Consider the following 25,256-nt stretch of genomic DNA (forward strand, 5'->3'; position numbering starts at 1 on the left):
CAAGGCGGCTACGAGTGACTCCGCCGAGCCGCGTCGAATCGGATGATCCGCTATCGGATCGTGCGGAAGATATTTTACGAGACGGCCGAATCGAGCGACAACAGCCCGACCAATGGGCGTTAGCCGCCGCTCTTGCCGGCCCAGAGGCGGAACAGCCCTCGGCCGACCTTCTTTTCGCCCTCTTTTTCCTTTTCGCCGCAGAGGGCTTCGGCCAACTGCAAGATCGATTGCGTGACCGCGGAACGCGGCGCCTGCTCCAACAGCGGCACTCCGTTGTTGCGGGCCTCGCTACAGGCGCGGTAGTCGTTGGGAATCTGCCAGTAGATTTCCCGATTGATGATCTCCTGCGCCTTTTTCAACGTGATCTGGCCGTTCTCCATGCCCGACCGATTGACGATGATTTTTACCTTGTCCGCCATGCCCTCCATGTTCTGGAAGGACATCATTAACCGCACCACGTTCCGCAAACACGGCAGGTCGAGCTGCGTGACCAAGAGGACCTGATGCGCCATCTCCAGGGCCATCATATCGACCGGGGTAAAGGCCTTGGAAAGGTCGAGTACCAAATGCGTGAACGTGGCCTTGAGCAGACCGATGACCCGCTGCAAGTCCTCGGCACTGAGCAGCTCCACGTCTTCCAATTGCACGGGGCGGGGCAGCAAGAACAGCCCCGAAGCATGCTTCGTCAAGGACCGTTTCAAGAGCGAGTAGTCCAACCGCGTCACATTTTGCGCCACGTCCACGATCGTGTAATCGGGAATCGTATCCAGCAAAACGTCCGCGTCCCCCAAGCAAAGGTCCAGGTCCACCAAGGCCGCGGCGTTCTTTTCGTTTCGGGCGAGGGCGCATCCCAGGTTCACGGCCAAGGTGGAGACGCCCACGCCGCCGGTCACGCCGATCATGGCGATGACCTGGGAGCCGCGCGCCTTGCTCTCGCCGCGACCGAATTTCCGCTCGCTGATTCGTGCGATACCCGTCAATAAGTCCTCGATTCGCACCGGTTGGGGCAGGAATTCCTTCGCTCCGGCGCGCATGGCCTGAAGAATGAGGTTTCCATCCTTGCTGGAACTGACCACGAACACGGCGCAGTCGGGCGAGTTCTGCGTCACCCGGGCCACCAACTCCAACGCCTTCTCCGGATCATGGTCGATGGCCACGACACCGATATCGGGATTCGTCTGTGCGACGACGTCGGCGAAAAACTCGTACCGTGAGCACTCGGCATCCAACCAGATCATTTCCAGGCCGAGGAGAAGACGCTTCAGTTCCTCCCGACTCGAATCTTGAGGATCGACAATCGCCAGTCGCAGGACGTTACTCATGTGGTTCACCCAATTTCCATCGCGCGAGGCAAAGCGGCACGACCGATATGGAAAGCCGACGCGCCGATGCCGGCCCGATCCAGAGCCCGGGCAGGCCGATGCGCGCGGACCTCTCCGCCGGCCCGCCGAGGCGGTTGGGGGCGGCATGCGCGACCCGTCCTTCCCTTATCTCTTGACAAGTATGGCTTACGAATGCGTCGCGCGCAGCGGCAAAAGTCGCCGCACATCGAGTTGGGATTTGGACGCACCGGCGGTCACGACGCCATGTCGCCGTGCATGCTGTCGCTTCCCTCGTGCCGTTCCTCGCGCCGAAGAATCGTGCTATTCGTCATAACCGACCCTGCCCTTGAAACCGGGCAGCGGTTTGACGCCGCCGGCTTCGGCGGGGGCGGGCGGGAGCTTGGCCGCGGCCGGGGCGGTATTCGCGCCGGCGGACGGCCCGGCGACCGGCAACTTGGAGGGCACGCGATTGAGGACCGGGCCGCCCGGCGGAGCGGTCTCCATCACCGGCGCCGGCGTCGGCGCGGCCCCCTGCGACGGCGGAAGCACTTCGATTATCCCAGCGTCTCCGCCGGGGCAACCGCGCTGGACCTCGATCAGGCCGCCGAAGTAAAGCTCCGAATCGGTCGGACTGGAAGTGCTCATACCCGGTCCGCCCGGCGGGACCTCTTCGGGATTCATGGCCGACACCAATTCCGGCGTCACCAAGATCAACAGTTCCACATCGTTGGTCCGCTCGACGACGCGACGGAAAGGCACTCCGATGTACGGTACGTCGGAAATCCAAGGCAATCCGCGCCGCTGAGCCTCCACCCGAGTCTCCACCAAACCGGCGATCGCCAGGGTCTGGCCCGCCTTCATTTCCACACCCGTATCCACTTCCCGAACCCGCAGGCCCGGCACGGTCGTGGAGTTGATCACCACCGACCGCGCCGAATCGATCTCGCTGACCCGCGGGCGAACCTCCAAGCGAATCTTGCCGTTGCCCAACACGATGGGCACGAAATCGACCTGCGTGCCGTACTTCTTGTATTCGATGGAAACCGTTCCCAGGCTCTGCGGCACGATGATGGGAAACTCGCCGCCCACCTGGAAGAACGCCGGCCGACCGCTGACCGTCACCAGGGTAGGCTCAGCCAACACCTTCATGAGGTTGTCTTGCCGCAAGGCTTCCAGGACTCCGAAGAAGGCGTCGCTCCCGTCGATGACGCTGAAGAAGAACGTCTCGGCGCCGGAGGTTACCGCCGAGGCCGACGTCCCGGCAACGGCATCGGCCGCCGTCGCTCCGCTGATCAATCCCGAGACGCTGGAACGTACGATGTTCTGTCCCGAAATCTGCGTCCAGTCGAAGCCCAAGGCGCGCAGCTTGGTGCGGGAGACCTCCATCACCTTGACGTGCAACAGGACCTCGTGCACGCCTCCCAGAGTGAGATTGTTGATGACTCGGGGGTAGTACTCTTGTGCCAACTGCATGATGCGGCTGACATGCTCCGGCTGATCCACATAGCCCGACAGCATGACGCCGTTCGATATGGGCACCACACGAATGCTGCAATTGGGGAACTGACTCTCGATCAACAGGGACAGCTCGCGGGCATCGCCGAAGACGATCACGTCGATGGAATAGATGGCCCCCGCTTCATCCCACAGATTGACCTGCGTAACTCCGGGTTTCTTGGCGAAGATTTGAATTTGATTCGGCGACAGGGCCGTCAGTTGCAGGATCTCCGGGTTGTTGACTTGCGCTTGTGGGATTCGTTTGTCCAAAGTCAAGATGCGGCTGGTATTGACGGTCAATTCCTGCCGCTGATTGGACTCGGTGATCTTGCAGACGACGGTGCCCGAGCCGAGCGCGGCTCCCGACGGCGGACCGATCGACGCGGCGGCGGACGGCGGCAGGGGCGCGACCTCCTGGGCAGAAACCGCCCCGCGTGGGAAAGCGGCGTACAGACAAGCCGCGAAACATGCCACCGGAAGACTGAAGTTCCGGAAGAGTTGGGAAAGGCTCCGCATCATCCGTGACCATCCTTGTGTTCGGGGAACGGCTCGCGTCCCGAAAGGCCGCGTCACCGCTCCGAATTCTTGCATCCGCTGGGGCGCGGCCTTCCGTGCCTCGCCCACCATCCGCTTCGTGCGTAGTCCGTCGCACGACGCGCTCGGGGGTTCCGTGACGATCCGCGCAACCAACTCTCTCACGAGGGTCGCGCGCCCTCACGGCAACCGTTTGCCTCCCCTCCATCTCCTCGCGTTCATTGCCCTGTTCGGCGTGACTGCAACATTCCGTTGTTGTTATTTCTTGTTATTGATTTCTCGGTTCATCCGGCTGCGGCTCCGCGGGATCGGGTGCGGGATCCGGCGGCGTCGGGAGCGGCAAATCTCCGGAAATCCCGCCGGCGGGAGCGTTGGAGCCGCCGTCGCCCGTCAAGCCGGCCGAAACCACCTTCCATCGTGCGGGCACCGGGCCGGCGGTTCCCTGGTTCGGTTCCTCCTCCAGGATCAGGTCGTTCACATCCGATCCGGAGATGATTCGAACGGGCCAAGTATTGGCACCGGGGCTTGCTTGCGGCGGTGTTTGCGATTGTTGCATGGAGTCCAGGAACTGCGCAAAGGCATCCTGCGGCTGCGTCCTTTGGCCGGGCACCGTCTCCTTGTCGGGATCGCCTTCGCCCGTCGGCAGCCCCAGCAATTGCGCCGGTTCCACGCCTTTGGTCTCCGCGGATTCCACATCGCCCAAACCGCGCATCACCAGCCGTATCTGCCCCAGCTCCGAAGCCGCCGTCAAGATCTCCGCCTGCTCCGGCGTCACCAGGAGCGAGACGGTCTTGGGATTGAAGGCCTTCGCCTCGTCGTCTTTCAACTCATACTTGTCGTCGATCGCGAAAACCTTGATGTTCTGCAAGATGGTGCGCGTGAAATTCTTCACGATCCCCCGGGCTGGGTTCGCGGAGAAATGCACCACCACATCCACCCGGTCGCTGGGGCGAATCATGGCCGAGCTGCCGCTCACGGGGTCCACCTTCACCGAGACCACGCGATAGCCCTTGGGAATCCACGGCGCTGCGCCGGCGTCCACCGCGCCCTTGGCCAGCAAGTAACCGTCCAGGATCGGCGAACCCTTGAATATCTTGGTCTTGGTACGTCGATCTTCGATGCCCGACAACTCGAAGATCGCCCCCGCGGGGATTTTGCTCTTCGGCCACTCCTCCAATTTGATTTGCGTTTCCCGGATCAATTCTCCCATCGGGATGTCCTCCATGGCCACCAAGATCGCCTGCGTCTCCTCCGTCGGGGCGGCGACGACGCGGTCTCGGGTCGCAAGGACCTGCTGCACGCCGACGGCGGCCACCAGTCCGCAACCAATCGCCAGGGCGAGAAGAATCAACGATTTGGTACGCATGGGAAAATTCCGAATCTCGGGCTAGTCATGATCGGGTTACCGGCGCGTCCACCTCCTTGTGCATGCCTTCATTCCGCGTTCCGTCACGCGATGCCTCACCCTCATCCCGCGTTCCGCGGATGCTACTGAACGGTCTCGCGCCGCATGGTGGTGACGGCTGACAATTCCACTCCACCTAAGAACATTGGCGTCGGAAGCCAACTAACTTGACTGAAGGGTACACGAACCGTAACGGTCACGGGCTCGTCATAACCGGCTTGACTGGGAGGATCCGGTGTAATCGTCACGGTCGCGTTCCTCACACCGCCGCTCGTCAAATAGGCTTCCACCGCGTTCATGACGTCCGTCGTCGTGGTACCGTCGAGGACGGCAATGCGGGCTCCCTCTCGGGAGGCATTCGTGATGACCTGCTGGACCATCACCATCCGCCCGATCTCGATCATGCCCAACAGTAAGAGGAAAAAGAGCGGGGCCACCACGGCAAATTCAACGGCAGCCACACCCAACCGTTCTTTTCGGCACGATCGATACACTTTCTCCAATCCTCTGACACGTTTTATTCCGAACATACTCTCACATGACTCCACGCACCCGCCATTGGGTGGGGCTGCATTCGATATCTTGGAGCGTTTGGCACAAGCGGAAAAGACAGGCAACATACGCAGCTTCATGGCACCACCTCGGTGAAAAGCGAACTCAGGCGCGAAGAAAAGCAGTCTTGGGGTTAATCTCTCTCGGTGAATAGGGATCCGGCCCTATGTGTCCGTCGCTGCGCATCTTTCCCCTTAGTCCGACCTCATACGGGCAGCCCCACTCCAATTCCGGGAAAGAGCATGCCTCGCACAATGAAATACCCGATCGTTCCCATTGCGATCGGAATGCCATAAGGCAGCAAGAGCATCCGCGGTTTACGTTCGGCGGCAATCGCGGCCAATTTTTCCGGGTTGCGAAGCACCAGGATTTCCGTGAGGATGGCGAAGAACTGGTTTTTGTGATGTTTCCACGCCCGACGGTAGAGGACCATAATCACCGCCAGCACGGCACCGACGATGACGGTAGCGACAAAGGCCCAGAACGTGTGAACCATGCCGACCCAGGCACCGACGCCGGCCAGCAGTTTGACATCGCCGGCACCCATTCCGCCGATGGCGTAGGCAGGGAAGAGCAGACCCAGTCCGACGGCGGTCCCGGCCAGACTCCAACCCAATCCTTCCCATCCGCCAGCCCAGCCGCTGAACGCCCAGCCGGCGAGGATCATGGGGAAGGTCAACCAATTCGGCACCTTGAGCTGCCGGCCGTCGATCCAGGCCGCCACGATCAGGGTAAGGCTGACCAACCAGCACACGACCCAAACGGGCCACGGTCCTCCTGCTACTTCCGTCAATCTCTCCAACATGATGTCCGCTCCCAAGAGCTTGCTTGAAATCGACCGTCTCTGTCAGACCTGTTACCAATTCGCGGCGACGAGGCGCCAAGACGCGCACCGCCCTGCGGTCCATCGGTCCTCCGGCAAGACCGCCCGTCACGGGTCGGCGCGTCGTCGTTTCCGGGATCGCCCCTCGGTCACCAACGGACCGTGAAAAGGAATTGCAGGGCGGCGGCCGCCACCGAGATCGCGACGATCGCGGCCGGCAAGGCCTGGAGAAACAAATCCGGGGACGTGAGCCGATCCATGGTTGGCGTGCCTTTCCTCTCGTCTTTCGCCGCGTCGTTACTCCCTGAAAAAAGCATAGGTCAAAAAAACGCCCCTCGGAGAACATGAGGATCTCCGAGGGGTTGTTCCCGCTTAAACGTTCACCCGACCGATTCGGCGGGGCGCCATGCCTGGCATCCTTGCAGGGGATCAGCTCGGAGCAGCGGCGCTCACGGACTGTTGGATCGTGTCGAAGGTGTCCCGCGCGGCCGTGCCCAAGGAGCTGATGGCCGTCAGACAGACGATCACGATCAAGGCCAGCATGACGGCATACTCCACCGCGGTGGGTCCGTCTTCCGAAACGAGGAAACGATGCAACTTCTGAGCAAGCAACCTCATACAGTTCCTCCAAGACAAGCGGGTCTTTGCCGACCGATTACCGCGGCGACGCGCCGCGATCGGCAGGGAAAAGTAGGGATCGGAGGGTACCCGTCGCCTTGCGGCGACGCCGGCCTGCCGTGTACCTTCCGGACCCCGAACAAACCGAACGCTGGTGCCTCTTCCCCTTATGCCGCGATGCCCATCCGCTCGGACGGACCGAGCCGGACGGCGCCGCCGCACCGGCACGATTCCCGGTTGTCGGCAAGCGGAAGCCCGGGGTTCACACCCCGAACCGCGTCACCCTTTCGGCAGCCAGGCTGCCGCCCTCGCTGGCGAGTTCGGCCCTTGGCTTTGCGCCCCGGCCTTGCGACCGGTTTGCCCTTTCGAGGATGAGGCGTGCAGGCCGTTCGCGGCGAGTGCGGACCGGCGACGCCGAAGCATCCCGTTCACGTCCCAACTCGCCAGACAGCCTTCAGGCCGTCCTGCGGCTTGACCCTTCGGCTTGGTTTTTCTCATCGCCTTCGAGTCTCGCCTCTGTAATGAAAGCTAGGTCAAAAACGGCCGAAGTCAAATTGCAAACTTGAGCCTTTTTTCGGCGGCGGGCCGGAAAAACTCCCGGCCGGCGATGCGTGATAGCGGCTTTGCCGGGTCTGCGGCCCGGAAGAGCAACGCCGCGGCGGCATTCTATACTTGGAGAGCGCGGGCCAACATCGCGTGCGGCCGTCCTACGATTCCGTTTGCATTCCCTCGCGTAATCGCAAGGTATCCCACCTCATGTCCCTCTCGTGGATCGCCGATGTCCCACGATCGCTGCGCGGCGGCTCTCCCGGATGGCAGGCTCGCCACGGCGGCCCTCATGAGCACCTCACGGCCGTCACCGCCATCGCAGCGGCGGTCGTCGTGCTGATTCTCATGGCGCTACCGGCCGTTATGGGAAACGTTTATACCCGCGATGACCTCGGCGCCTATCACTTGCCGCTACGATATTTCTATGCGCAGCAATTAGCCGCGGGCGAATCGTTCGACTGGCACCCGGGGCTTTTCGGCGGCTTCTATCTGACGGGGGAAGGCCAGCTCGGTTCTTATCATCCGTGGCATCTGCTGCTTTACCGATTTCTTCCTCTGCCCGCCGCCTTCGCCGCGGAACTGCTTTCCTCCTATGGGATCCTGTGGGGCGGTACTTTCGTGCTTATCCGTCGCATGACCCGAGACCGCGCGGCGGCTGCCTGGGCCGCCTTGATCTTCGCGTTCGGCGGATTCTCCTTTTTGCGCTTCGTACATCCGAACGCCGTGGCCGTGGTCGCGCACCTCCCTTGGCTGCTGTGGATCGAGGATCAACTCCTGGCGGATGCGGCTCGCCTATCGCAAACCGATCGGCCGCGAAGAACGACCGCCCGGCCGCGCAGCGGAGGGCAGCGTCTGCTACGACTGTGGTTGGGATACGGCGTCCTGACCGGTTCACAGTGGTTGCTGGGATATCCGCAATATGTGTGGTACTCGTCATTGGCCGAAATTGCTTGGTTCATGGCCTGGTTCATCGCCTGGTGCCCGGCTTGCACCCGCCACCGTGAATGGTTTCGTCGGCCGAGCATGGGCCGATTCTTGGCGGTGTCCGTGTTCCTCTTGGCTTCCGCGAAGTGTTGGGGCCTGGCCCTGGGAGCCGTTCAATTCCTGCCCACCTGGGAAATGCTTCGCGATTCCGCCCGAGCCGCGGCAACTCCGGAGTTTCTCGCGAGCGGCTCGTTGCATCCCGCCAACCTCCTTCAGCTCGTCGCTCCCTATCTGTTGCGCGATCGCGTCGTGGGCGGCAACACGCACGAGATGGGTCTTTACCTGGGAGCGGGTCCTTTCTGCCTGGCCTTAGCGGGCTGGGCGATCCCTCCCAAGCGAAGACGCGACCGAATCCTTCCGGCCGCCTCCGCGATGGGGGCCATCCTTGCGATCTTGGCGGCGGTCGGGCGATATGCGCCGCTCTTCGCCCTCCAGCAGATGCTCCCCTTTCGCTGTCCCAGCCGAGCCATCGTCCTGTTTCAATTCTGCGCGGTGATCGCGGCGGCATACGGATTACAGTCCCTGCTTCGGCTTTCGCAGCGATCCGCGAAACCGGATCGCGTCCAGCGGGCCGCTTTTTGTCGCACGATTTGTGCAATTGCGGCGGCGAGTGCTTGTGCGGCCGTCTTCCGCATCTTCTTGCCGCGATGGATCGCGCTCCCTTGGTCGGAGGTCGCGGGTGCCCTGGCGGGTGCCGTGCTGTTCTCTTTGGCGGCACTGGCAATCGCGGCGGCCGCACACGGATACCGGCTCGCCTTGGTCGGGCTGATCCTGCTCACGGCCGGCGACCTGGCGGCCTACGGCCTGAGTTACGCGGTTTGGCGGCAGATTCAGCCTTTCGAAGCCTGGCGGTCACGGGCGGCGGTTCCGCCCCTCAGCGTGCCGGACGCTGATTCCTTGCCGAGCCGAGTGGTGTTTTTGCCTGATGCCGCCGGGTCGTCGCCTACCGCAGTAGGCAATGAGGGCTTGGTACAAGGGCTCCGCCGCATGGACGGATACGCCGGCTTACCGCCGCGCCGTGTGCTCGACATGAATAGCCTCGCAGCGAGAAGACTTGCCTCCGTGGGCTGGGTGGGAAGATGGAAGTCGTTCGCCCCGGGGCGCCTGACCGTAGTGTGGGAAAGGTCTCCCCATCCCCTACCGCGATTTCGCACGGTCGGCCGAGTCGTGGTAGCATCTCCGACGCCCGCCGTCATCGAGGCCGCGGTCTCCGGGCACGCCGCCGTGGTCGAAAAACCGGTGAGGGTTTCGCCGCACGCGACCGCCCGGCTCAGCATCCTCGATGATCGCCCCGGCCGCGCGGTTGTTGGCGTACAGGCATCCGGGCCGGTCTTGCTCGTCGTATCCGAGGCCTATCACTCGGGATGGCGCGCCGCCGTGGACGACCGTGAAACCGAGGTGCTCCGCGTGAACGGTGACTTCATGGGTTGTGTGGTACCGCCGGGCAGACATCGCGTCAGCCTGGCGTTTCGCCCTTGGAGCCTGACCTTGGGACGCCGCATCAGTCTCGCGGCGCTCACCTTGTCCGCCGGAGTTTTCCTCTTTTCCCTGCATCCGCCCGGTGGTCGCGGACGCAAGCAGAAGAGTTTAAATTGAAGGCGTCGCGTCGCGGAGGCCTGATTCTTTCCCAACGGCCGATACGATTTGCTGCGTTCAAGCTGGGTAAAAGGTTATGACGCTCTTCTACTACGATTCGATCTTCCTGCTTCACCAAACGGGGTCGCACCCCGAGAGCGCGGACCGGGTTCGCGGAATCCCCGATCGTTTGGAAGAGCACGGTTTGTTGCAGCGGTGCGTCCGCCCGCAATGGAAGCCCGTTCCGCGAAACGTGTTGCAACTCGTGCATTCTCCTCGCTATATCGACGAGGTCTGGTCGTTGGCCAAGGCGGGCGGCGGCGACCTGGACCACGACACGGTGTGCAGCCCCGATTCCTACGACGTGGCGATCTCCGCCGTGGGTACCGTGTGCGACGCCGTGCGGCGCGTAGTTCAAGGCGAGGACTGCCGGGCCTTGTGTTTGGTCCGGCCGCCCGGACATCACGCCTTGCGCGATCGGGCGATGGGGTTCTGCATCTTCAACAACATCGCCGTCGGCGCTGCGACCGCGGTCTGGCAGTTGGGGTTGGATCGCGTCTTGATCGTGGATTGGGACATCCATCACGGAAACGGCACGCAAGCGGCTTTTTGGGAAGATCCCCGCGTGGCCTTTCTCTCAATCCATCGTTGGCCTTTTTACCCCGGCACCGGCGACGAGGACGAAATCGGCGAGGGAGCCGGCTTGGGCTACACGCGGAACGTTCCCGTCCGCTTCGGCACCCCACGCTCCGAGTATTTGCATCGCCTGGGAGACGCCCTCGACGATTTCGCCGCCAAGATCAAACCTCAGCTCATTCTTCTCAGCGCGGGTTTCGATACGCATCGGCTCGACCCCGTGGGCAACCTGGGATTGGAGACGGAGGACTTCGGTCCGCTGACCGAAATGGTCCTGGATTTGGCGGAAGTCCATTGCGGCGGGCGCTGCGTCAGCGTCTTGGAAGGCGGTTACAACCGGCAGGTCCTGCCCGACTGCTTGTCGGTCCACCTCGGCGAAATGGTCCGCCGCGACGCTCCGACGGGTGAATCACCGAGGGAGGGCGATTCGGAAGCGGCGGCCGGCTGACCCCGCTTGGTTTACTTCCCGTCCAGCGTGATCGCCCCGTCCCAATGAGGCGGCGGCCGCCGATTGTGCCGCGCGATATGCATGGTCAAGAAGTCCGCCGCCGGATCGGCCGCGGGCAAACGATGCAGCAATTCGAAGGCCTCCTCCCACTTCCCTTCCGCAAAGGCATCCACGGCGGCGTCGCACCAGCGGAGGTGCTCTTCCTTCAGTACGGTTTCACCGCTCTCGGGCGGAAGAAGCTCGCTCACGGTGACGCGCCTCTCCATTCCGTAGGGACGCACCACCGCCAGTTTGCGCGTCCTTGCCGCGGCGGGGGCCAACCGGCGGCGAACATATTCCGCGGTCGCTTCGTCGATCAAGATCGGCACGCGGAAGACCTTGGTGATGCCTTCCAGGCGGGATGCCAAATTGACGGGCGGGCCGAAAACCGTGACCTTGGCATGATCGGGAGTACCGATCTTGCCCGCCACGGCCGGACCGTGCGCAATCCCAATCCCGACGTGGAATCCGGCCAACGGACTCTCCGCCGACTGCGAAGCGGACTCGAATTCCCGGCGAATCGCCAGGGCGGCTCGGCACGCCCGGGCAATGCCGTCCTCCTGCGGCAGGGGCCAACCCCAGAAGCCCATCGCGGCGTCTCCCTGGAAATCCCCGATGACCCCGCCTTCGTTCAAAATGCAACGCGTCATGACTTCCAGCGTCACGCTGACGCGCCGCAGCAGCGGCAGCAATTGCGCGGCGCTTCGTTCCGACTCCAAACTGAAACCGCGCAAGTCGCAGAAGAGCACGGTCACGTCCACCTCGCGCGGTTGCAACAGTTCCTCGGGATCGCCCTCCGCCAGTCCCTCCAGGACGAGGGGCGAAAAGAACTGCGAAAGCACGGCGCGGTGGCGTTGCAATTGCCGCAATTGCAGGAGCGAGGCCGTCATGGAGGCCACCAGCTCCAAGAACTTGACGTCTTCGCGGAGATCGCCGGCCCCGCCGGAGGGCGGCATGCCGTCGCTTCGGAGTCCGCCCGCCGCGTAGATCGCCCAATGCGGTAGGCCCTCCAAAAAGATGGGCGTGCAGGCCGCCCAATCCACGTTTTGGCGCGCGGTATAGACGGAAAACTCCTCCCGGCGATGACTCGGCGCCGTGCCTCCCTGTCGGTTCGGCGCGGCGCCGCCCGACCCTTCGCCGCGATGTTGGAGCCAATCTCCCGACCAGACGTGCAGCAGGCTCTGCTTCTTCTGCCAGGTTTCCAAGATCAGGCGGCGACTGGGGCGAAAATCCCCGGCCGTCAGCAAGCGGCGATCCCATTGCAAGATTTGGATGGCGGCTGCGGACCGAGCGGCGGCCGAATTCGGCGCGGCCGGCTCCCCGTTCCACGACCCGGCAGCCTTCGCCTCGTCCACGCGAACCACGGCGACCGCTTCCGCATTGGGCATCCCGGCCAAGACCAGATTCACCAAGCGGCTGCACATCTCCGCCTCGGTGGCCGCGGATGACAAGGCTTGCGTCAGCCGCGACAGCACCTCCAGGCGATGGTTGGGGTTGACGAAGACGATTTGCCGCAAATGCTGCGGCGAGAATTCTTGCTGCTGCACCGGGTCGGGATGATCCGCCGTAATCCGCGCCTCCTGCCGGACCAGGGTCAAGGAGGTCCGTCCGATGACGAAACACTCGCCCAAGGCAACGGTCGCCGTCTCCACGGCCCGGCCGCGGAAGAACACCGGGTTCCTGGCCTGGGGAAGCTTCCGCACATGCAGCCGGTCGCCTTCCAGCAACAACTCCACGTGGACACGGGAGATGTGCGGGTCCCAGGGGACGGACCAAACCCCGGCCGCCCGGCCCAGCAGTACGGGAAGGCCGGCGGGCAGCGGTCTCCGCCAGCGGTCCTCCGCGTCTTCGCCTTGCGCGATCAGATGGACGGCGGACGGTTCACCCATAGCCCATGACCTCGTCAAGCCGCTCCGACCGGCGGAGCATCCTCGTTGCCGCGCCGCCGGATCTCACGGCCCTTCCTTCCTCGCGATTTCCCAATCGTGCGTACTCTCCACGGTGCGGCGCGTCGGGGTCAAAGAATCCGCACTTCGAGTCGGCGTTCGCGGCAGCACCTCCCATTCCCAATTGTCGGCGGGGACGGGCGAGACCTCGCGCAGCAATCGCAGCGCCAACGTCCACAAACCGAGCAGAATCACCATCACCAACCCCGCCGCGATCAGGCCGAACTGGAAGAGCTTTGTCCGCATCTCTTGCAAGGGACGAGCCAGCGCGGAGTCATAATCCTCTTGCACCAGCACCCGCCAGCCCGTCGCTTGCGGAACCTCCCGGTCGACGCGTTTCAGCTCGACCTCGGCCTGCTGGGCCAGGTAGCGTCGGGCATAGGCCGCTCCCAAAGGGTCCTTGCCCAAGGGATCGCGGAAATCCACGGCCGCGGACGGAGGCTGCGCCCCCCCGTCGAACACCGGCGGCAATTCCGTCTCCGCGATTCGGTAATCCTTGAAACGATCGGGCAGGCGACCTTCGCGCCGCAGGATTTCGTCGAACAAAGGATGCTGCAAGATCATCCCCGGATAATCGCCCGGCCGCATTTCCACCAACACCGGAAACTGCGACGGGTTGCCCTGCAACTCCACGAAACGCGTCACGCGGACGGTGAGCGCCAACACGCCCAGGAACTCGCCCGTCGCCGGATCCCACACCGGCGTCGCCACGGCGGTGATCCACAGGTTGCTGGCGTCGCTGCGAAACACGGCCGAGAGCTTCGTTTCCTGCAAATGGGAATTGGGATCGCCGGGTCTCCAATTCCGTTCCTGATCCCGATCGCGGCCCGTGAAAAAGCTCCGCCACGCGTAATTACGCCCGATGGTTTGGGACCGCGGGACGCGCGTCACCGAGATGCCGCGGGCATCGCAGAAAAACCAACTCGCGACATCGTCGCTCGGCCGCTCCTCTTCGCCGTCGGCGGGCGGGCTCATCCACCTCGGCAACAGGGCCTCGAATTCGTGCTGGAATCGCAGCCGCGCCGGGTGCCCGCGGAACCGCTCCTGAAGCTCCTCCAGTTCCGTCTCGTCGGCGACGGGCCGGCTCAAGGCATCCAACAAAGGGCGGATTTCCTGATCTTGAAGAAAGTCTCGCACCGCTTGCAGAAACCGGGGATGAACGGCCAACTGCTCCACCGCATCGTAGCGACGCCGCAATTCCTTGCCCGCCAGATCGGCCACGTATTCGGCCATCAAGCGGTTGTTTTGCAAGGCGCGGACGGTCAGATTCTGCTCCGATCGCGTGACGGCGGTCGCGAACCCGCGCCAAGCGAAGACGGCAAAGACGCACAGCAACAAAACCGGACCGAGGAAACCCAGCACCAAAAGCGGCCGCCGCGTCCTTTGCAGGGACCAGGCGTCCAGCGCCGCCAGCACCGCCGAGACGCTGGGATATCGCTGCTTGGGATCGGGATTCAAACACCGCTCCACGATGGCCGCCAAACCGCGGTCCACCCCGGGCACCTTCCGGTGTTCCGTCGGCACTCCCGACTCCACGATCCATTGCCGGTACGCCGCCAGCCGTTCCTCCAGCTCCGTGATCTGCTCGATCCGCGCGGCCGCCTCGTCATCCCGGTGGGGCGGCCTACCCGTCAACATGCAGTACAATAGTCCGCCCAGACCGTAAATGTCCCAGCGTGCGTCGGGCACGGAACGCAGGTCGGCCTGCTCCGGCGCCATGTAGAACAGGGTCCCCAAGGCGGGCAATTGCTCGTGCGACAGCCGCGATTGGCCGAAGTCGCCCAGCCTCGGCTTGCCGTCCTGATCCAAAAGGACGTTGGCCGGCTTTAGGTCGCAGTGCAGCACCCCTTTGTTGTGCGCATGGAGCAACCCGATCGCCACGTCGCGAAACAGACGCACCGCCTCGGCCGGGGGCAGCGGCCCCGCCGCCAACCGCTCGGCGAGCGACCCCTGCTCCATGAACTCCATGATGTAGTACGGAGGATCGGAATCCCAACCGACCGCAATCAGTTGCACGATATAGCGGTCCGCCGAGAGGAAGACGAGCTTTTCGACCTCGCGCGACAAGAGCGACCAGTCCAGGCCGCCGCGATGGGCGTAGAACTTGACGGCCGCGCGCCGACCCGTATTCCGGTCCAAGGCCACCCAGACTTCGCCGTACGCCCCCACACCCAGCAATCGCTCGATGTCGTAGCCGGGCACGTCGGCGGGCGGCCGACGACGCTGCAAACTCATCTCTTGCGAGATGCGTCTTGCCGTTCCGTTCTGCGGTATTGTCGGTTCGTCGATCATCAAGACGGACCTACAGTGCTCTCTCCGACCCATTCGCCGCGTAGCCCGGCCGGGCAATGCCGCCCTCGTCCCGCGCAGACCTATTATCGCAAGTATATCAGCTTTGCCGAAAATACGCTTCGCGGCAGTCCGCCGGCGGCATCCTATTTGGAACCGGAAAGCCGCCCCGACGTGCTAGACTTGGCACAGTGAGGAGTAGTGATCCGTTTCCAGGCCCTCTCCCTCCCGCCGCGAAATCTCGATGAAGCCAATCCCGCCACACTCGGTGCCGCATCGGAGACGCATCTGGTTGCGGTGCGTCCAGGCGACCGTCGGCTTGGGGGCGATTGTTGTGCTCGTGTCGGCGATTCGCTGGGCAGGCCGCGATATTCCACCCGCCCCGGCCGCCACCGGTTCCCGTGGTGCAACCGCCGTAACAGCGTCCGAACGGACCGCGCGTCCCTCATTCGATCTCGCCCTTTACGAGGCGGAAGTTCGCCGCATGCAAAAGGGGGAGCCTTATTACGACGCGGCGGCGGCCGAGCTTCCCGCCCGAGGCTATCCCACCAAGAGCGTCTTCAACTGGCGACAGCCTTTGCCCATGGCTTTGATTGCCGTCTTGCCCCGCCCGGATGACGCCCGGCTCATCCTAGGAATGCTCGGCGCAGGCATCCTCTTCCTGGGTTACCATGTGGTTCGGCAGGACGCGGAACTTTCACCCGCCGCGACAGCCTGGGTCGTGCTGACCGTATTCTCCCTACTGCCGGGCATCCTGCCGACGCTGTATTACTCCTCGGAACTGTGGGCCGGGAATCTGATCCTCCTGTCGCTGCTCCTGGGGGCCTCCGGACGGACCTTACCGGCGGTATTCGTCGGCACGACGGCCCTCTTCTTCCGTGAACTCGCCCTGCCCTACTGCCTTTCCGCCGCGGTTGCCGCATGGATGGGCGGCCGGCGGCGCGAATCTCTGACGTGGTCGGCGGGGATGCTCGTTTGGGGGGCGTTTTTCGCTTGGCACCTATCGCAAGTGATGGCTCGCATCCCGCACGATGCCACGGCCTCACGCGGTTGGCTTTGCGGCGGTGGAGTCGATTTCGTTCTCTCCACGGCCCAAATGCACTTCGTTCTGGTACTCCTCCCCCGGTGGGCCACCGTGGTCTACGTCACCTTGGCCGCCGTGGGATTCGTGGGGGCTAAGAGCGAACTCGGGCGGCGCGGGGCCGCCGCATGCGCCGCCTACACGGCCTTTTTCGCCCTCGTGGGACAGCCGTTCAACCAGTACTGGGGCCAGCTTTGGGCGCCGCTGTTGTGCCTGGGCGTAACACGGTCCTTGGCGTTGGGAATCCGTTTCGGCGGCGGAATGCTTCACGGCACCTACCGCCTTCTACCGTTTTCTCGTCGCTTTTCGGGCACGAAGAGTGCGGTCTGACCGGTTTCTCGGAAATCGAGGACGCCGGCCCTTTTTCGGCCGAAACACCCGACCTGAAACACGTCCCAACAAGAAAAGCTTCCGGCAGAACCGGTGTACCGGCTTGCCGGAAGCTGCGAAACCCTCACCTGCACGGCCAAAACGCGGCCCAACAGGCGTAAGAAACGCATCCTAGCCGCAGGAACGGCGTTCGCCCGGGGTTCGTCCGCCCGTGCGAATCAATATCCGCTCAATATCCGCCGATGTTCGTTTCACCGCCCTCGCGGGTGGAAAGGGCCCGGTAAATCAAGAGGTCAATGGTATTGCTGATGAACCGGACGCTACCGTCACCAAAGGCGAAATTGCCGCCGCCGGGGTGAAAGCTGCCAAAGGCCCCGTTGTTCCGACCGGTCCCGATGCCCCCGCCGCCCGCCGGATAGGTGATGCCTTCTCCCACCGGCGTGTTGAGCGGATTATCCGTGGTTCGCAACGAATCCGCGTGCCGACCCGCGATCCACCAACGGTTGGTCCCCTCAGCCGTGTGCGATTTGATCACCTCCCCAAAGAAGAACGTGTTGCTGAGCCCGTCCAGGCAGTCCGAAAACTTCATGGATCGGATGTACATGAACATCCCCGTGTTCCCCGCTTTGACCGCCCCGCTGATTCCGTTGCTCGGGCCGATCGAACCGGAGCACAGGGCGTAAGTGCCGGTGGAGTACTCGGGGGTTCCGGTACGGAACGGTTCGTCGGTCGAACTGGGGCAGACGAAGACCGAGGGTCGGGTACGGAAAACCTTCTGATAGTTCGGGATCGTGTTCAACCAGCCGGAGGTGGAAGGCCCAAGATTGCATCCCGCCGGTTGTATCGTTCCCAATTGAAAGCCGTTGAGGGAATCGTAGAGGTTCTTTTCCTCCATGTAGGGAAGCAGCATCACGAAGCCCGAGGTCCCTTGCCGCTGGTAGTCGTATTTGATGTTTGCGCCGCTGGTGGGGGCCAATCCGTAATAGTCGGAGCAGTCGGAACCCATCCTGCCCGGCGGGATCGACTTCACCGCATCCTCATAGTTCGCCGTCGCCAGCGCGATTTGTTTGAGATTGTTGGTGCACTGGCTTCGCCGCGCGGCCTCCCGAGCGGCTTGCACGGCGGGCAGCAACAAGGCGATCAAAATGCCGATGATGGCGATGACCACCAACAACTCGACCAGCGTGAAACCGATCCGCGATCGGTTCCCCTGTGTGTTCCGGGAAAACGGTCTCGAAAACATGGCACGACCTCCTAAAGAAGGGAAACAGAAAAAGGCCAACCTCTCGCGTCGCGTAAAAACGCGGCATTCTCTTGTACACTCAGAAGATGTTCGGATCGTTCGACTCGGGCCTGACTTGACCGGCCGGCACGTTGGTCAATGGACCGGTCAGTTCGATAGTCAGTGAATCCGTCGGCTTGTCGATGGTCACCGTCAAACCGCTCCCCTGCGGATCGGAGTACTTTTCGGGAATCAGGGAGATGCTCTCCGTCCCAACCATGGCTCGCATGGTCACCACCACCTTGTGCGTCCCGACTGGGCAGCCATCCTCCTTTTCGAAGGTGGTGAGGGTGAACCTGCCGGTCTGGGGATCGATGGTGCCGGTGGCCGGCCTCGTACCCTCCGGGATCACCTGGATAAAGCCGGGCACCCCCGTCGCCAGAGGCTTGCCGTCAATCAATACTTGCCCGGAGACCTTGACCAGCTTCGGCCCGCCCGTGCCGCATCCGATGAAAACCGGGCCGACCATGGCGATCAAAGCCAGACCGGCGACCGCCTGCCAACGCACACATCTAGAACCTTTCATCCAGTTCGACCTCCCGATTGCTGACGCGTCGATACCTAAATAGCCACAAAAACGCCCACCATGGCGCAAAAACGAGGCAAAATCACACTCGTTTTTCAACCCCCGTCCAGGGAAAAAGTTTCGGCGAGGTATTTGGCAGATCTTTCTTTGCTATTTGGATTGACAGAATCGACGGAACTCGGGAGACGTTTGGTCGCGAGGGCGAACTCACCGTTTGCAAGCCTACGTTCCGGCGGGGCTCCGCCGCCAAGGCGGGGCGATCACCCGCCGGGCCCATCGGCCCATTTGCCAACAAGGCGAGTTCGGTTATACTGACGCAATGTCTCGTCCGGGTATCGGCCCCCTTGCTTGGTCAGACTTGCCTCCCGGTTTGAGTATATCAGGATTGCACCGAAATTCCAGCGATTTGCGTCTTTCCCAGCGCATTCGCCTCACGAGGTCTTATGAGTCAGGCGCCCATTCAGCGAGAAATTCCGTATGTGGCCCAACGGTCCCGAAAGGGCCGTATCACGGGGGTCAAAGTCGTCGGTTTGGGAAGCTGGGTACCCGAACAGCGTGTCCGGAACGAAGACTTGGCGTCGCAGGGTTACGATGCCGATTGGATCGTCAAACGGACCGGCGTGCTGGAACGGCGCCACGCTCCGCCGGGGATCGCAACCAGCGATATGGCGGCGGAGGCGGCGCGGCGGTGCATCGAGCGGTCGGGCTGCAATCCGGCCGACATCGACTTGATCCTGTTGGGCACTTACACCCCGGACTTCACCATGCCGGCCGCGGCGGCCCTGGTGCAAGATAAATTGCAGCTCTGCGCTCCCGCCATGGACATCCAGGCGGCCTGCACGAGCTTCATGTACGCCCTGATCACGGGCATGCAATACGTGGCGGCCGGCGGGGCCAAGCTCCCCTTGGTCATCGGCGCCGATTGCAATTCCCGGGTGTGCAATCCCGCCGACATGAAGACCTACCCCATCTTCGGCGACGGCGCCGGCGCCGTTTTGCTGGCCCCCGGCGATGCCGATCAGGGTTTGATCGCCTTCAGTTACGGGAGCGACGGCGCGGGTTGCGACCTGCTCTATCGGCCGGGCGGGTCCTACCGCGCGCCCGGTCCCGCCGAAGCCCTCAACGGCTATCCATTCCTCTTCATGGAAGGCCGGCCGGTCTTCAAGTGGGCCATCCGGATGCTTCGCCAAACCGTCCACGATGTCCTGGAGTCGGCGGGCGTGACGCTGGCCGAGGTGAGCTTGGTCATCTTCCACCAAGCCAACATCCGCATCCTCCACGCCGCCGCCGACGACCTCGGCATTCCCCATGAAAAGTTGTACAACAACCTCGATCGTTACGGTAACACCTCGTCGGGCAGCATCCCGCTGTGCTTGGATGAAGCCGATCGCGAGGGGCGTCTCCAACGCGGCGACCTGGTGCTCCTGAGCGGCTTCGGCGGCGGGCTTTCGTGGGCGACGGGCATCTTCCGCTGGTAGCCGCCTCGCGGACGCCCTGCCTTCACTCCTTTCCGCAATCACGGCGTGACCGCGTCCCGCATTCCCTCACCGCAAGGGAGGCGGCGGTGCGCGCCCCATTCCATTCCGGACCCAGAAGTCATTCTCCGTCAAGCGCCGGAACCTCATGTCGCCGTCTCGGACTTCGAATCGGCCGAAGGCTCCGTCGCGGCGTCGGTGAAGTACACGGGCGAATACGGCCGGAGCAGCCGCGGTCGGCTCGGCCTAAAAGGCTTGCGGAGAGGCACTCCGGCACGTTCCTGGCGCTGTGCTTCCAAGACGTTCGCCTTGGTGATACGGGGATGTTCCACCTTCAAAGCCGCCAGGATTTCCTCGACGTTTCGCCCGGCATCGCTCCGCATCAATCTCCGCGCGGCAATGACCCAGCGGCGGCGGACGTACGATTCCCACATGCGGCGGTACTCTTCCTTCCGCCGTGTGTTCTCTTGAATCAACGCGGCAAAGGGTTCCCGGCACGCCAGCAATACGTAGTCGGCCACGAGCACCCAATCGACGTACGGCAATCGTGACGCGGAAATCGCGGTCGCGTCCGCCGTCGCCCCGTCGAGCAGAGGCAAGTCGCACGGTTCTTCGCCGCCTTGCGACGGAGGGTCGGCCGACGCGACGGCCTGGCGGACCTCGGCGGCGATTCGGACCCGAGCCAACCCCGCGTCGCCGTTACATGCCAGATAGATTTCCCGGCCGCGCTCCCGCCAGCGGCGATACGATTCGTACGAGCGGGCGATCCATTGCAAGATCGCGGCGGTGGGATCGGCCGTCTTGACGCTTGCGGATTTCTTTCGAGCCATAGATTCACTCTCGGCCGGTTCGCGATCGCCGGGTCGAGGTCCGCCGCGGGGCGAGCGCTCGTTTCGACGGATGCGACCACGTTCGGCCGGCCGCCGACTTCGTTCCACCGCTTCCCCGCGGCCGGTTCGCCGCTCGCAGTCCGCTCAGAGCTTGCGATGCACGTAGTAGAACGTCCCTGCTCCCGCCGCGAGGCCGACGATCACCGCGACGACGATCATACCGAAGACTTTCCCCGGATCGCTCGCACCCCAAAGCAGCATCTGTACCAGCATGGCGAAAATGACCGCCATGTTGAACGCCAGGATGCCGAACTGGATGGCTTGTCGGGTCGCCGCGGCCGGATCCTGCGGCTGCCGGGCGGAGGAGGCTGCCTCGGCGGCCCGTTGCGCTTGAGCCGACGCCCTCACGGCCGCCGCCTGCTGGGCCTGGGAATAGTGCCGCGTCACGGCCGCATTGATGCTTCCCGGCGTCGTCAACAATGTCCGCACGGGCAGGCCGAATCGCAAGCGAAGCTGTTCTTCCACATCCGGGTTGATCGGGAACGGCGACGCCACCAAGACCTGGTTGTCGTCGGTCATGACGGGAATGACGGAATTCTGTCGCGCGAAGGTGGCCGGAACCTGCTTGACGAGCGCTTCATCGACCGCCGTCTCCTCGAGGTCGATGTACGGCAGCCCCTCGGATTCGGCGTAGGCTTGAATCACCACATCGGGCGGGGCCAGCTTCTGTTGCACGATGGCATCGCGAATCTCCAAGCCGACCGCCTTGGCGAAACGCCGTGCCCGCTCCAAGTCTTCCGGCGCAAGCACCTTTTCGGCGAGAAGGATCTCCTCCAGGGTGCGGCGGCGCCCCTCGCCCACGTCCTTTCGGCCTAGAACGGCGTCGTATTCCCGTTTCCGCTGGGCATCCGTCAAACAGAGCATGGCCTTGGCCAGCTCATTCAGCAACTCCTGGGACTCGAACGCGTAGTCGCCCGACGCGTATTTGCGAACATGCGCATTGAGCTTGCGGTACTGCGATCGAATCTTGCCGACGTCGTCCTCGAAAAGTTTCAGTCCCAGCAGTCGATAGTAGTTGACCGGGCGTTCCGGCTCCTCGATCCCCAACCACTCGCGATAGACGTCGATCGGCTTCTTGGCCATGCCGGTATTCCCTTCCATCTGTCACGGCGATGCGATGCCGGCGAGGGCGCCGCGACGTTCATTCGACGACGTTCATTCGACTTTGTACTGATCGGCCAGTTGCTTCAAGGAATCCACATCCTCCTCGCGCAACCCGCCGCGACGTTCGATCTCGATTTGGGCTTCGCGGCCGGTGGTCTTGTCCCGTGCGGTGACCACGACCCGCCCCTGCGCGGTGAATGCGTAGGAGACTTCGACGGGCGAACCCTTGGGCAATCCGTGCGGCAGGTCGGCGATGCGGCACTTGCCCAGCAGGGAGCAGGCGAACGGATCAGGAGCGTCTCCCTCCAGCACCTGCACCGTGATCCGCTCCTGGTCGTCCTTGGTGGTCTTGAAGATACGGCGGACCTCGATGGGAATCCGGCTGTTGCGCGGGATCATGACGTGGTTGACGGTCTTGCCGCTCTTGGGGTCCAGGGCCACGATGCCCAGACCGTGAGAGTTGACGTTCTCTTGCTGCACGATGGCCAATCGCCGCCGGATGCGTTCGGCCAGCTCGCTTTCCGTGCCGCGATACTTGGCCTCGAGGATGGCGGCGTGAATGGCGGCTCCCTGGGCCACGGCGGTGTGGGGCGAAATGCCGGTGTACGGCTCGCGCTGCAACAATTCCTTGAGCATCCGCGGGACCTGGGGCATGAGCGTGGAACCGCCCACCAGAACGACGGCCTCCAAATCCTGCGGCGAGATGCCGGCCTCGTCCAGCACCAGCATGGTGGTGTCGGACGTCCGCTGCAAGAGGTCGGCGGTCAGTTCCTCGAACAGCTTGCGCGTGACCGGAATGTCCATGGCCTTGTCGCCGAATCGCACGTGAACCACGGTCTCCTCGCGGTCCGTGAGATCGATCTTGGCCAGGTCGCAGTCGTTTCGCATGATTTGAATCTGCTGAGCCGACTCGCGAGGGTCCACGCCGTGCCGCTTCTTGAACTCCTCGGCACAGTAGTCGAGCAAGCGATCGTTCCAGTCCACGCCGCCTAATTGCACGTCGCCGTCGGTGGCCAGCACGCGGAAGTGGGTGGGCGTGTACTCGACCAAGGTCACGTCGAAGGTGCCGCCGCCCAGGTCGTACACCAAGACCTTACGGGGCGTTTCCACTTTGACGTCGGGATTGCCCAACACGCCTTCGTGCCATGCGTAGGCCAGCGTGGCCGCCGTCGGCTCATTCATGATGTCGATGACGTTCAGTCCCGCGATGCGACCGGCGTCCTCGGTGGCCTTGCGGCGGGCGTCGTTGAAGTAGTAGGGAACGGTCACCACGGCATTGCCGATCGTGCCGATCCGCCGCTCCGCGTCCTGCTTGAGTTTCTTCAAAATCAGGGCGGAGATGAATTCCGGCGAGATCTCCCGGCCGTCGAAGGTACGGCGAAAGTCGGGCACGCCCATGTATCGCTTGATCCGCTCGACGACGTTTTCCGGCGACTCGAAAGCGGCCCGTTCGCGGCGGGGCCCCACAATCACGTGGCCGCTCTCCGCCAATAGGATGACGCTCGCCGTCAGTTCATCGCCGTCGTCGTTGGGCAGCGTAACCGGATTGCCCTCATCGTTCAGAATGGCGATCTCGGAAAAGGTGGTTCCCAGGTCAATGCCGACGGTGTGGCCAGGTTCAAAGTGCATAGCGATTGTTCCCGAGAAATACGAAAAGCAGGGTATCCCGACATTGTGGACCCATGAACGCCGCGGAGACGTCGCGTCGGGCGACTCCCGGCGGCTCCGCGGAACGGGCATCCTGCCTTGGCGGTCGAGCGAGTCGTGCCCGTCCGACCCGGACGTTCCCTCGGTCGACGGTCGGGGCGTTGTCCCCCGCTCCGCCGCCGCCTTTTTCTACCTTAACAAAGAATCCACGTCTTGCAGCACGTCGTCTACCGATTTTTCCTTTTTCTCTTCCTTCTTCTCCTCTTTCTTCTGCTCTTGCGGAGCCTGCGGTTCCGCGGGCCGGGTCTCCGGCTGAGCCTCGGGCTGCGGCTGCGGTTCCGCTTCCGGCTTAGTCTCCGCCGCGGACGGCTCCGGCTGCCGCTCGGGCGTCGTTTCCGCGGGCTTGGGGGCCGGTTTGCTTTCCGCCGGTTTTTCCGGCGCTGCGGCCGGCTCGCCTTCGAGCGACTCGCCCTCCATTTCCTCCACCGCCGAAAACCTCGTACCGTTGAGGATACTCAAAAACGCCGGCTTCGCCAAATCCATGATGTCGGAGTTGGCCCACAACTGAAACCGGTAGCGTCGCCCTCCGCGAACCGTGTCGAAATAGAGCTGGTCCAGGATGGTACCGAGACTGTCTTTCACCTTGACCCGGCGTTGATAGACGACCCCGACCATTTGTCCGATGCGTCCCGGCCGAACGGTCCCGCTTCTGCCGGCGGCTTCCATCTCCGCCGCCACGAACTTCAGGTATTGCTGCACATTTTTCGCCGTCACATCGCGAAACTGATCGCAGTCCTCGGCCGTCACCACGACCGACGGATAGGGCGCCGACGGATCGCTCTGAAAACGAACGATGAATTTCGTGCTGCGAGGCGACACCGCCCAATTCTTGGGCGGAGCCATTTCCAACCGGCCCTCGTCCAACAGCGGCAGGTAGTCGCCGAGCGGCGGCATGTCGGGCTGCGCAAGGTCCGGCACGGAAGGTCCGGCGGCGTCCGGCTGCCCTGGCGAAGGTTTGGAACAACCTCCCGCGGCAAGCCCCCCCAGCCCCATCGCGGTAATTAGGATGAGGACGATCCATCGCGGCCTATGCGTCACGTTCATCCGAATCCTCGCTGCCACTACGTTGTCCGCCGGTCGATCGGCGAGATCATGCCGCATCGAGCACAGGCTCCTCGGCGACGCCCACCGGGGCGATCCGCCCCAAGTCGGGTACGACGGTCCTTGCCGGGACACGACTGACGTCCGCCGCCCGCCTCGCACGCTTCAGGATTCCACTTCGACCTGCTGCTTGACGAGCTGCACGAAATGCGGCACTTTCTTGCTTTCGGTCAGCTCTTTGGCCGCCTTTTCGGCATCGGCACGGCGGGAATAGTTGAAAGTCTGAACCTGGACCATGGTCTGGTTGAAGACTCCCCACACGGCCACCAGCTTGTACGTCTTGACGGCCTTGGCTCGACTCTTTCGGGGAGTCTTGGCGGCGGGCTTTTTTGCGGCCTCTTTTTCCGCGCCGCCCTCTTCCGACGACTTCTCGCTCTTTTCCGCCTTGCTCTTTTCCGCCGCTTCCGCCTGTTCTCGCAACGCCTTGCGATCCAGAACTCTTCGCGCCATCGCCAGTCCCTTCGCAAAAAGAAGTTTCCCATCGCGGACGAGCTAGCAGCCCCCACCCCAGCGATGGGCCGGGACACCCAGGCTTTATCATAC

General features: G+C 63.3%; 19 protein-coding genes and 1 riboswitch. Of the genes, 4 read left to right on the forward strand and 15 right to left on the reverse strand.

Going from position 1 to position 25,256, the window contains the following annotated elements:
- Nucleotides 1-119: 119 nt before the first annotated feature.
- From ACZ5B4_RS09585 to ACZ5B4_RS09610, 6 genes are all read right to left on the reverse strand, one after another.
- Nucleotides 120-1,322 carry a nucleotide-binding protein gene (locus ACZ5B4_RS09585; RefSeq protein WP_464911004.1) on the reverse strand — a complete coding sequence of 401 codons (1,203 nt, stop codon included), beginning with the start codon at nucleotides 1,320-1,322 and terminating at the stop codon, nucleotides 120-122.
- A gap of 321 nt (nucleotides 1,323-1,643) precedes the next feature.
- On the reverse strand, nucleotides 1,644-3,338 hold the full coding sequence (locus ACZ5B4_RS09590; RefSeq protein WP_464911005.1) for a type II and III secretion system protein family protein: 1,695 nt from the start codon (nucleotides 3,336-3,338) through the stop codon (nucleotides 1,644-1,646).
- 283 nt (nucleotides 3,339-3,621) lie between these two features.
- On the reverse strand, nucleotides 3,622-4,719 hold the full coding sequence (gene cpaB, locus ACZ5B4_RS09595) for a Flp pilus assembly protein CpaB (RefSeq protein WP_464911006.1): 1,098 nt from the start codon (nucleotides 4,717-4,719) through the stop codon (nucleotides 3,622-3,624).
- A 122-nt stretch (nucleotides 4,720-4,841) separates the two neighbouring features.
- Entirely contained in the window at nucleotides 4,842-5,219 is a 378-nt protein-coding gene (locus ACZ5B4_RS09600) for a TadE family protein (protein ID WP_464911007.1), read from the reverse strand.
- A 296-nt stretch (nucleotides 5,220-5,515) separates the two neighbouring features.
- Entirely contained in the window at nucleotides 5,516-6,115 is a 600-nt protein-coding gene (locus tag ACZ5B4_RS09605; protein ID WP_464911008.1) for an A24 family peptidase, read from the reverse strand.
- Nucleotides 6,116-6,562: 447 nt separating this feature from the next.
- A complete protein-coding gene (locus ACZ5B4_RS09610) occupies nucleotides 6,563-6,751 on the reverse strand; it encodes a Flp family type IVb pilin (protein WP_464911009.1) in 189 nt (62 codons plus the stop codon).
- A gap of 286 nt (nucleotides 6,752-7,037) precedes the next feature.
- Nucleotides 7,038-7,123, reverse strand: a riboswitch (cyclic di-GMP riboswitch).
- A 384-nt stretch (nucleotides 7,124-7,507) separates the two neighbouring features.
- Here ACZ5B4_RS09610 and ACZ5B4_RS09615 point away from each other — a divergent pair.
- Entirely contained in the window at nucleotides 7,508-9,880 is a 2,373-nt protein-coding gene (locus ACZ5B4_RS09615) for a YfhO family protein (protein ID WP_464911010.1), read from the forward strand.
- A 76-nt stretch (nucleotides 9,881-9,956) separates the two neighbouring features.
- Nucleotides 9,957-10,943: a histone deacetylase family protein gene (locus tag ACZ5B4_RS09620; RefSeq protein ID WP_464911011.1), complete on the forward strand. Its 987-nt coding sequence runs from the start codon at nucleotides 9,957-9,959 to the stop codon at nucleotides 10,941-10,943.
- Between the two features lie 11 nt (nucleotides 10,944-10,954).
- Here the strand turns inward: ACZ5B4_RS09620 and ACZ5B4_RS09625 are convergent, their stop codons facing one another.
- Both ACZ5B4_RS09625 and ACZ5B4_RS09630 read right to left on the reverse strand, forming a co-directional pair.
- Nucleotides 10,955-12,871 carry an adenylate/guanylate cyclase domain-containing protein gene (locus tag ACZ5B4_RS09625; protein ID WP_464911012.1) on the reverse strand — a complete coding sequence of 639 codons (1,917 nt, stop codon included), beginning with the start codon at nucleotides 12,869-12,871 and terminating at the stop codon, nucleotides 10,955-10,957.
- A 63-nt stretch (nucleotides 12,872-12,934) separates the two neighbouring features.
- Entirely contained in the window at nucleotides 12,935-15,220 is a 2,286-nt protein-coding gene (locus ACZ5B4_RS09630) for a protein kinase domain-containing protein (RefSeq protein ID WP_464911013.1), read from the reverse strand.
- A 241-nt stretch (nucleotides 15,221-15,461) separates the two neighbouring features.
- On the opposite strand from ACZ5B4_RS09630, the gene ACZ5B4_RS09635 reads away from it, so the two are divergent.
- Entirely contained in the window at nucleotides 15,462-16,628 is a 1,167-nt protein-coding gene (locus ACZ5B4_RS09635) for a hypothetical protein (protein ID WP_464911014.1), read from the forward strand.
- 229 nt (nucleotides 16,629-16,857) lie between these two features.
- Here the strand turns inward: ACZ5B4_RS09635 and ACZ5B4_RS09640 are convergent, their stop codons facing one another.
- Nucleotides 16,858-17,871, reverse strand: a complete 1,014-nt coding sequence (locus ACZ5B4_RS09640; protein WP_464911015.1) for a DUF1559 domain-containing protein — start codon at nucleotides 17,869-17,871, stop codon at nucleotides 16,858-16,860.
- A gap of 79 nt (nucleotides 17,872-17,950) precedes the next feature.
- Nucleotides 17,951-18,436 (reverse strand): hypothetical protein, encoded by a 486-nt coding sequence (locus tag ACZ5B4_RS09645; RefSeq protein WP_464911016.1) that lies wholly within the window; start codon nucleotides 18,434-18,436, stop codon nucleotides 17,951-17,953.
- A 443-nt stretch (nucleotides 18,437-18,879) separates the two neighbouring features.
- On the opposite strand from ACZ5B4_RS09645, the gene ACZ5B4_RS09650 reads away from it, so the two are divergent.
- On the forward strand, nucleotides 18,880-19,914 hold the full coding sequence (locus tag ACZ5B4_RS09650; protein WP_464911017.1) for a 3-oxoacyl-ACP synthase III family protein: 1,035 nt from the start codon (nucleotides 18,880-18,882) through the stop codon (nucleotides 19,912-19,914).
- A gap of 143 nt (nucleotides 19,915-20,057) precedes the next feature.
- Here the strand turns inward: ACZ5B4_RS09650 and ACZ5B4_RS09655 are convergent, their stop codons facing one another.
- The 5 genes from ACZ5B4_RS09655 to ACZ5B4_RS09675 form a co-directional block, all read right to left on the reverse strand.
- A complete protein-coding gene (locus ACZ5B4_RS09655) occupies nucleotides 20,058-20,741 on the reverse strand; it encodes a hypothetical protein (protein ID WP_464911018.1) in 684 nt (227 codons plus the stop codon).
- Between the two features lie 144 nt (nucleotides 20,742-20,885).
- Complete coding sequence (locus ACZ5B4_RS09660) at nucleotides 20,886-21,884, reverse strand: GspE/PulE/PilB domain-containing protein (protein ID WP_464911019.1); 999 nt, start codon at nucleotides 21,882-21,884, stop codon at nucleotides 20,886-20,888.
- A gap of 72 nt (nucleotides 21,885-21,956) precedes the next feature.
- Nucleotides 21,957-23,534, reverse strand: a complete 1,578-nt coding sequence (locus ACZ5B4_RS09665) for an Hsp70 family protein (RefSeq protein ID WP_464911020.1) — start codon at nucleotides 23,532-23,534, stop codon at nucleotides 21,957-21,959.
- A 207-nt stretch (nucleotides 23,535-23,741) separates the two neighbouring features.
- Nucleotides 23,742-24,713 carry a hypothetical protein gene (locus tag ACZ5B4_RS09670; protein WP_464911021.1) on the reverse strand — a complete coding sequence of 324 codons (972 nt, stop codon included), beginning with the start codon at nucleotides 24,711-24,713 and terminating at the stop codon, nucleotides 23,742-23,744.
- Nucleotides 24,714-24,818: 105 nt separating this feature from the next.
- Nucleotides 24,819-25,163, reverse strand: a complete 345-nt coding sequence (locus ACZ5B4_RS09675; protein ID WP_464911022.1) for a hypothetical protein — start codon at nucleotides 25,161-25,163, stop codon at nucleotides 24,819-24,821.
- Nucleotides 25,164-25,256: the final 93 nt, after the last annotated feature.

It is taken from the genome of Thermogutta hypogea (genome assembly GCF_055386265.1).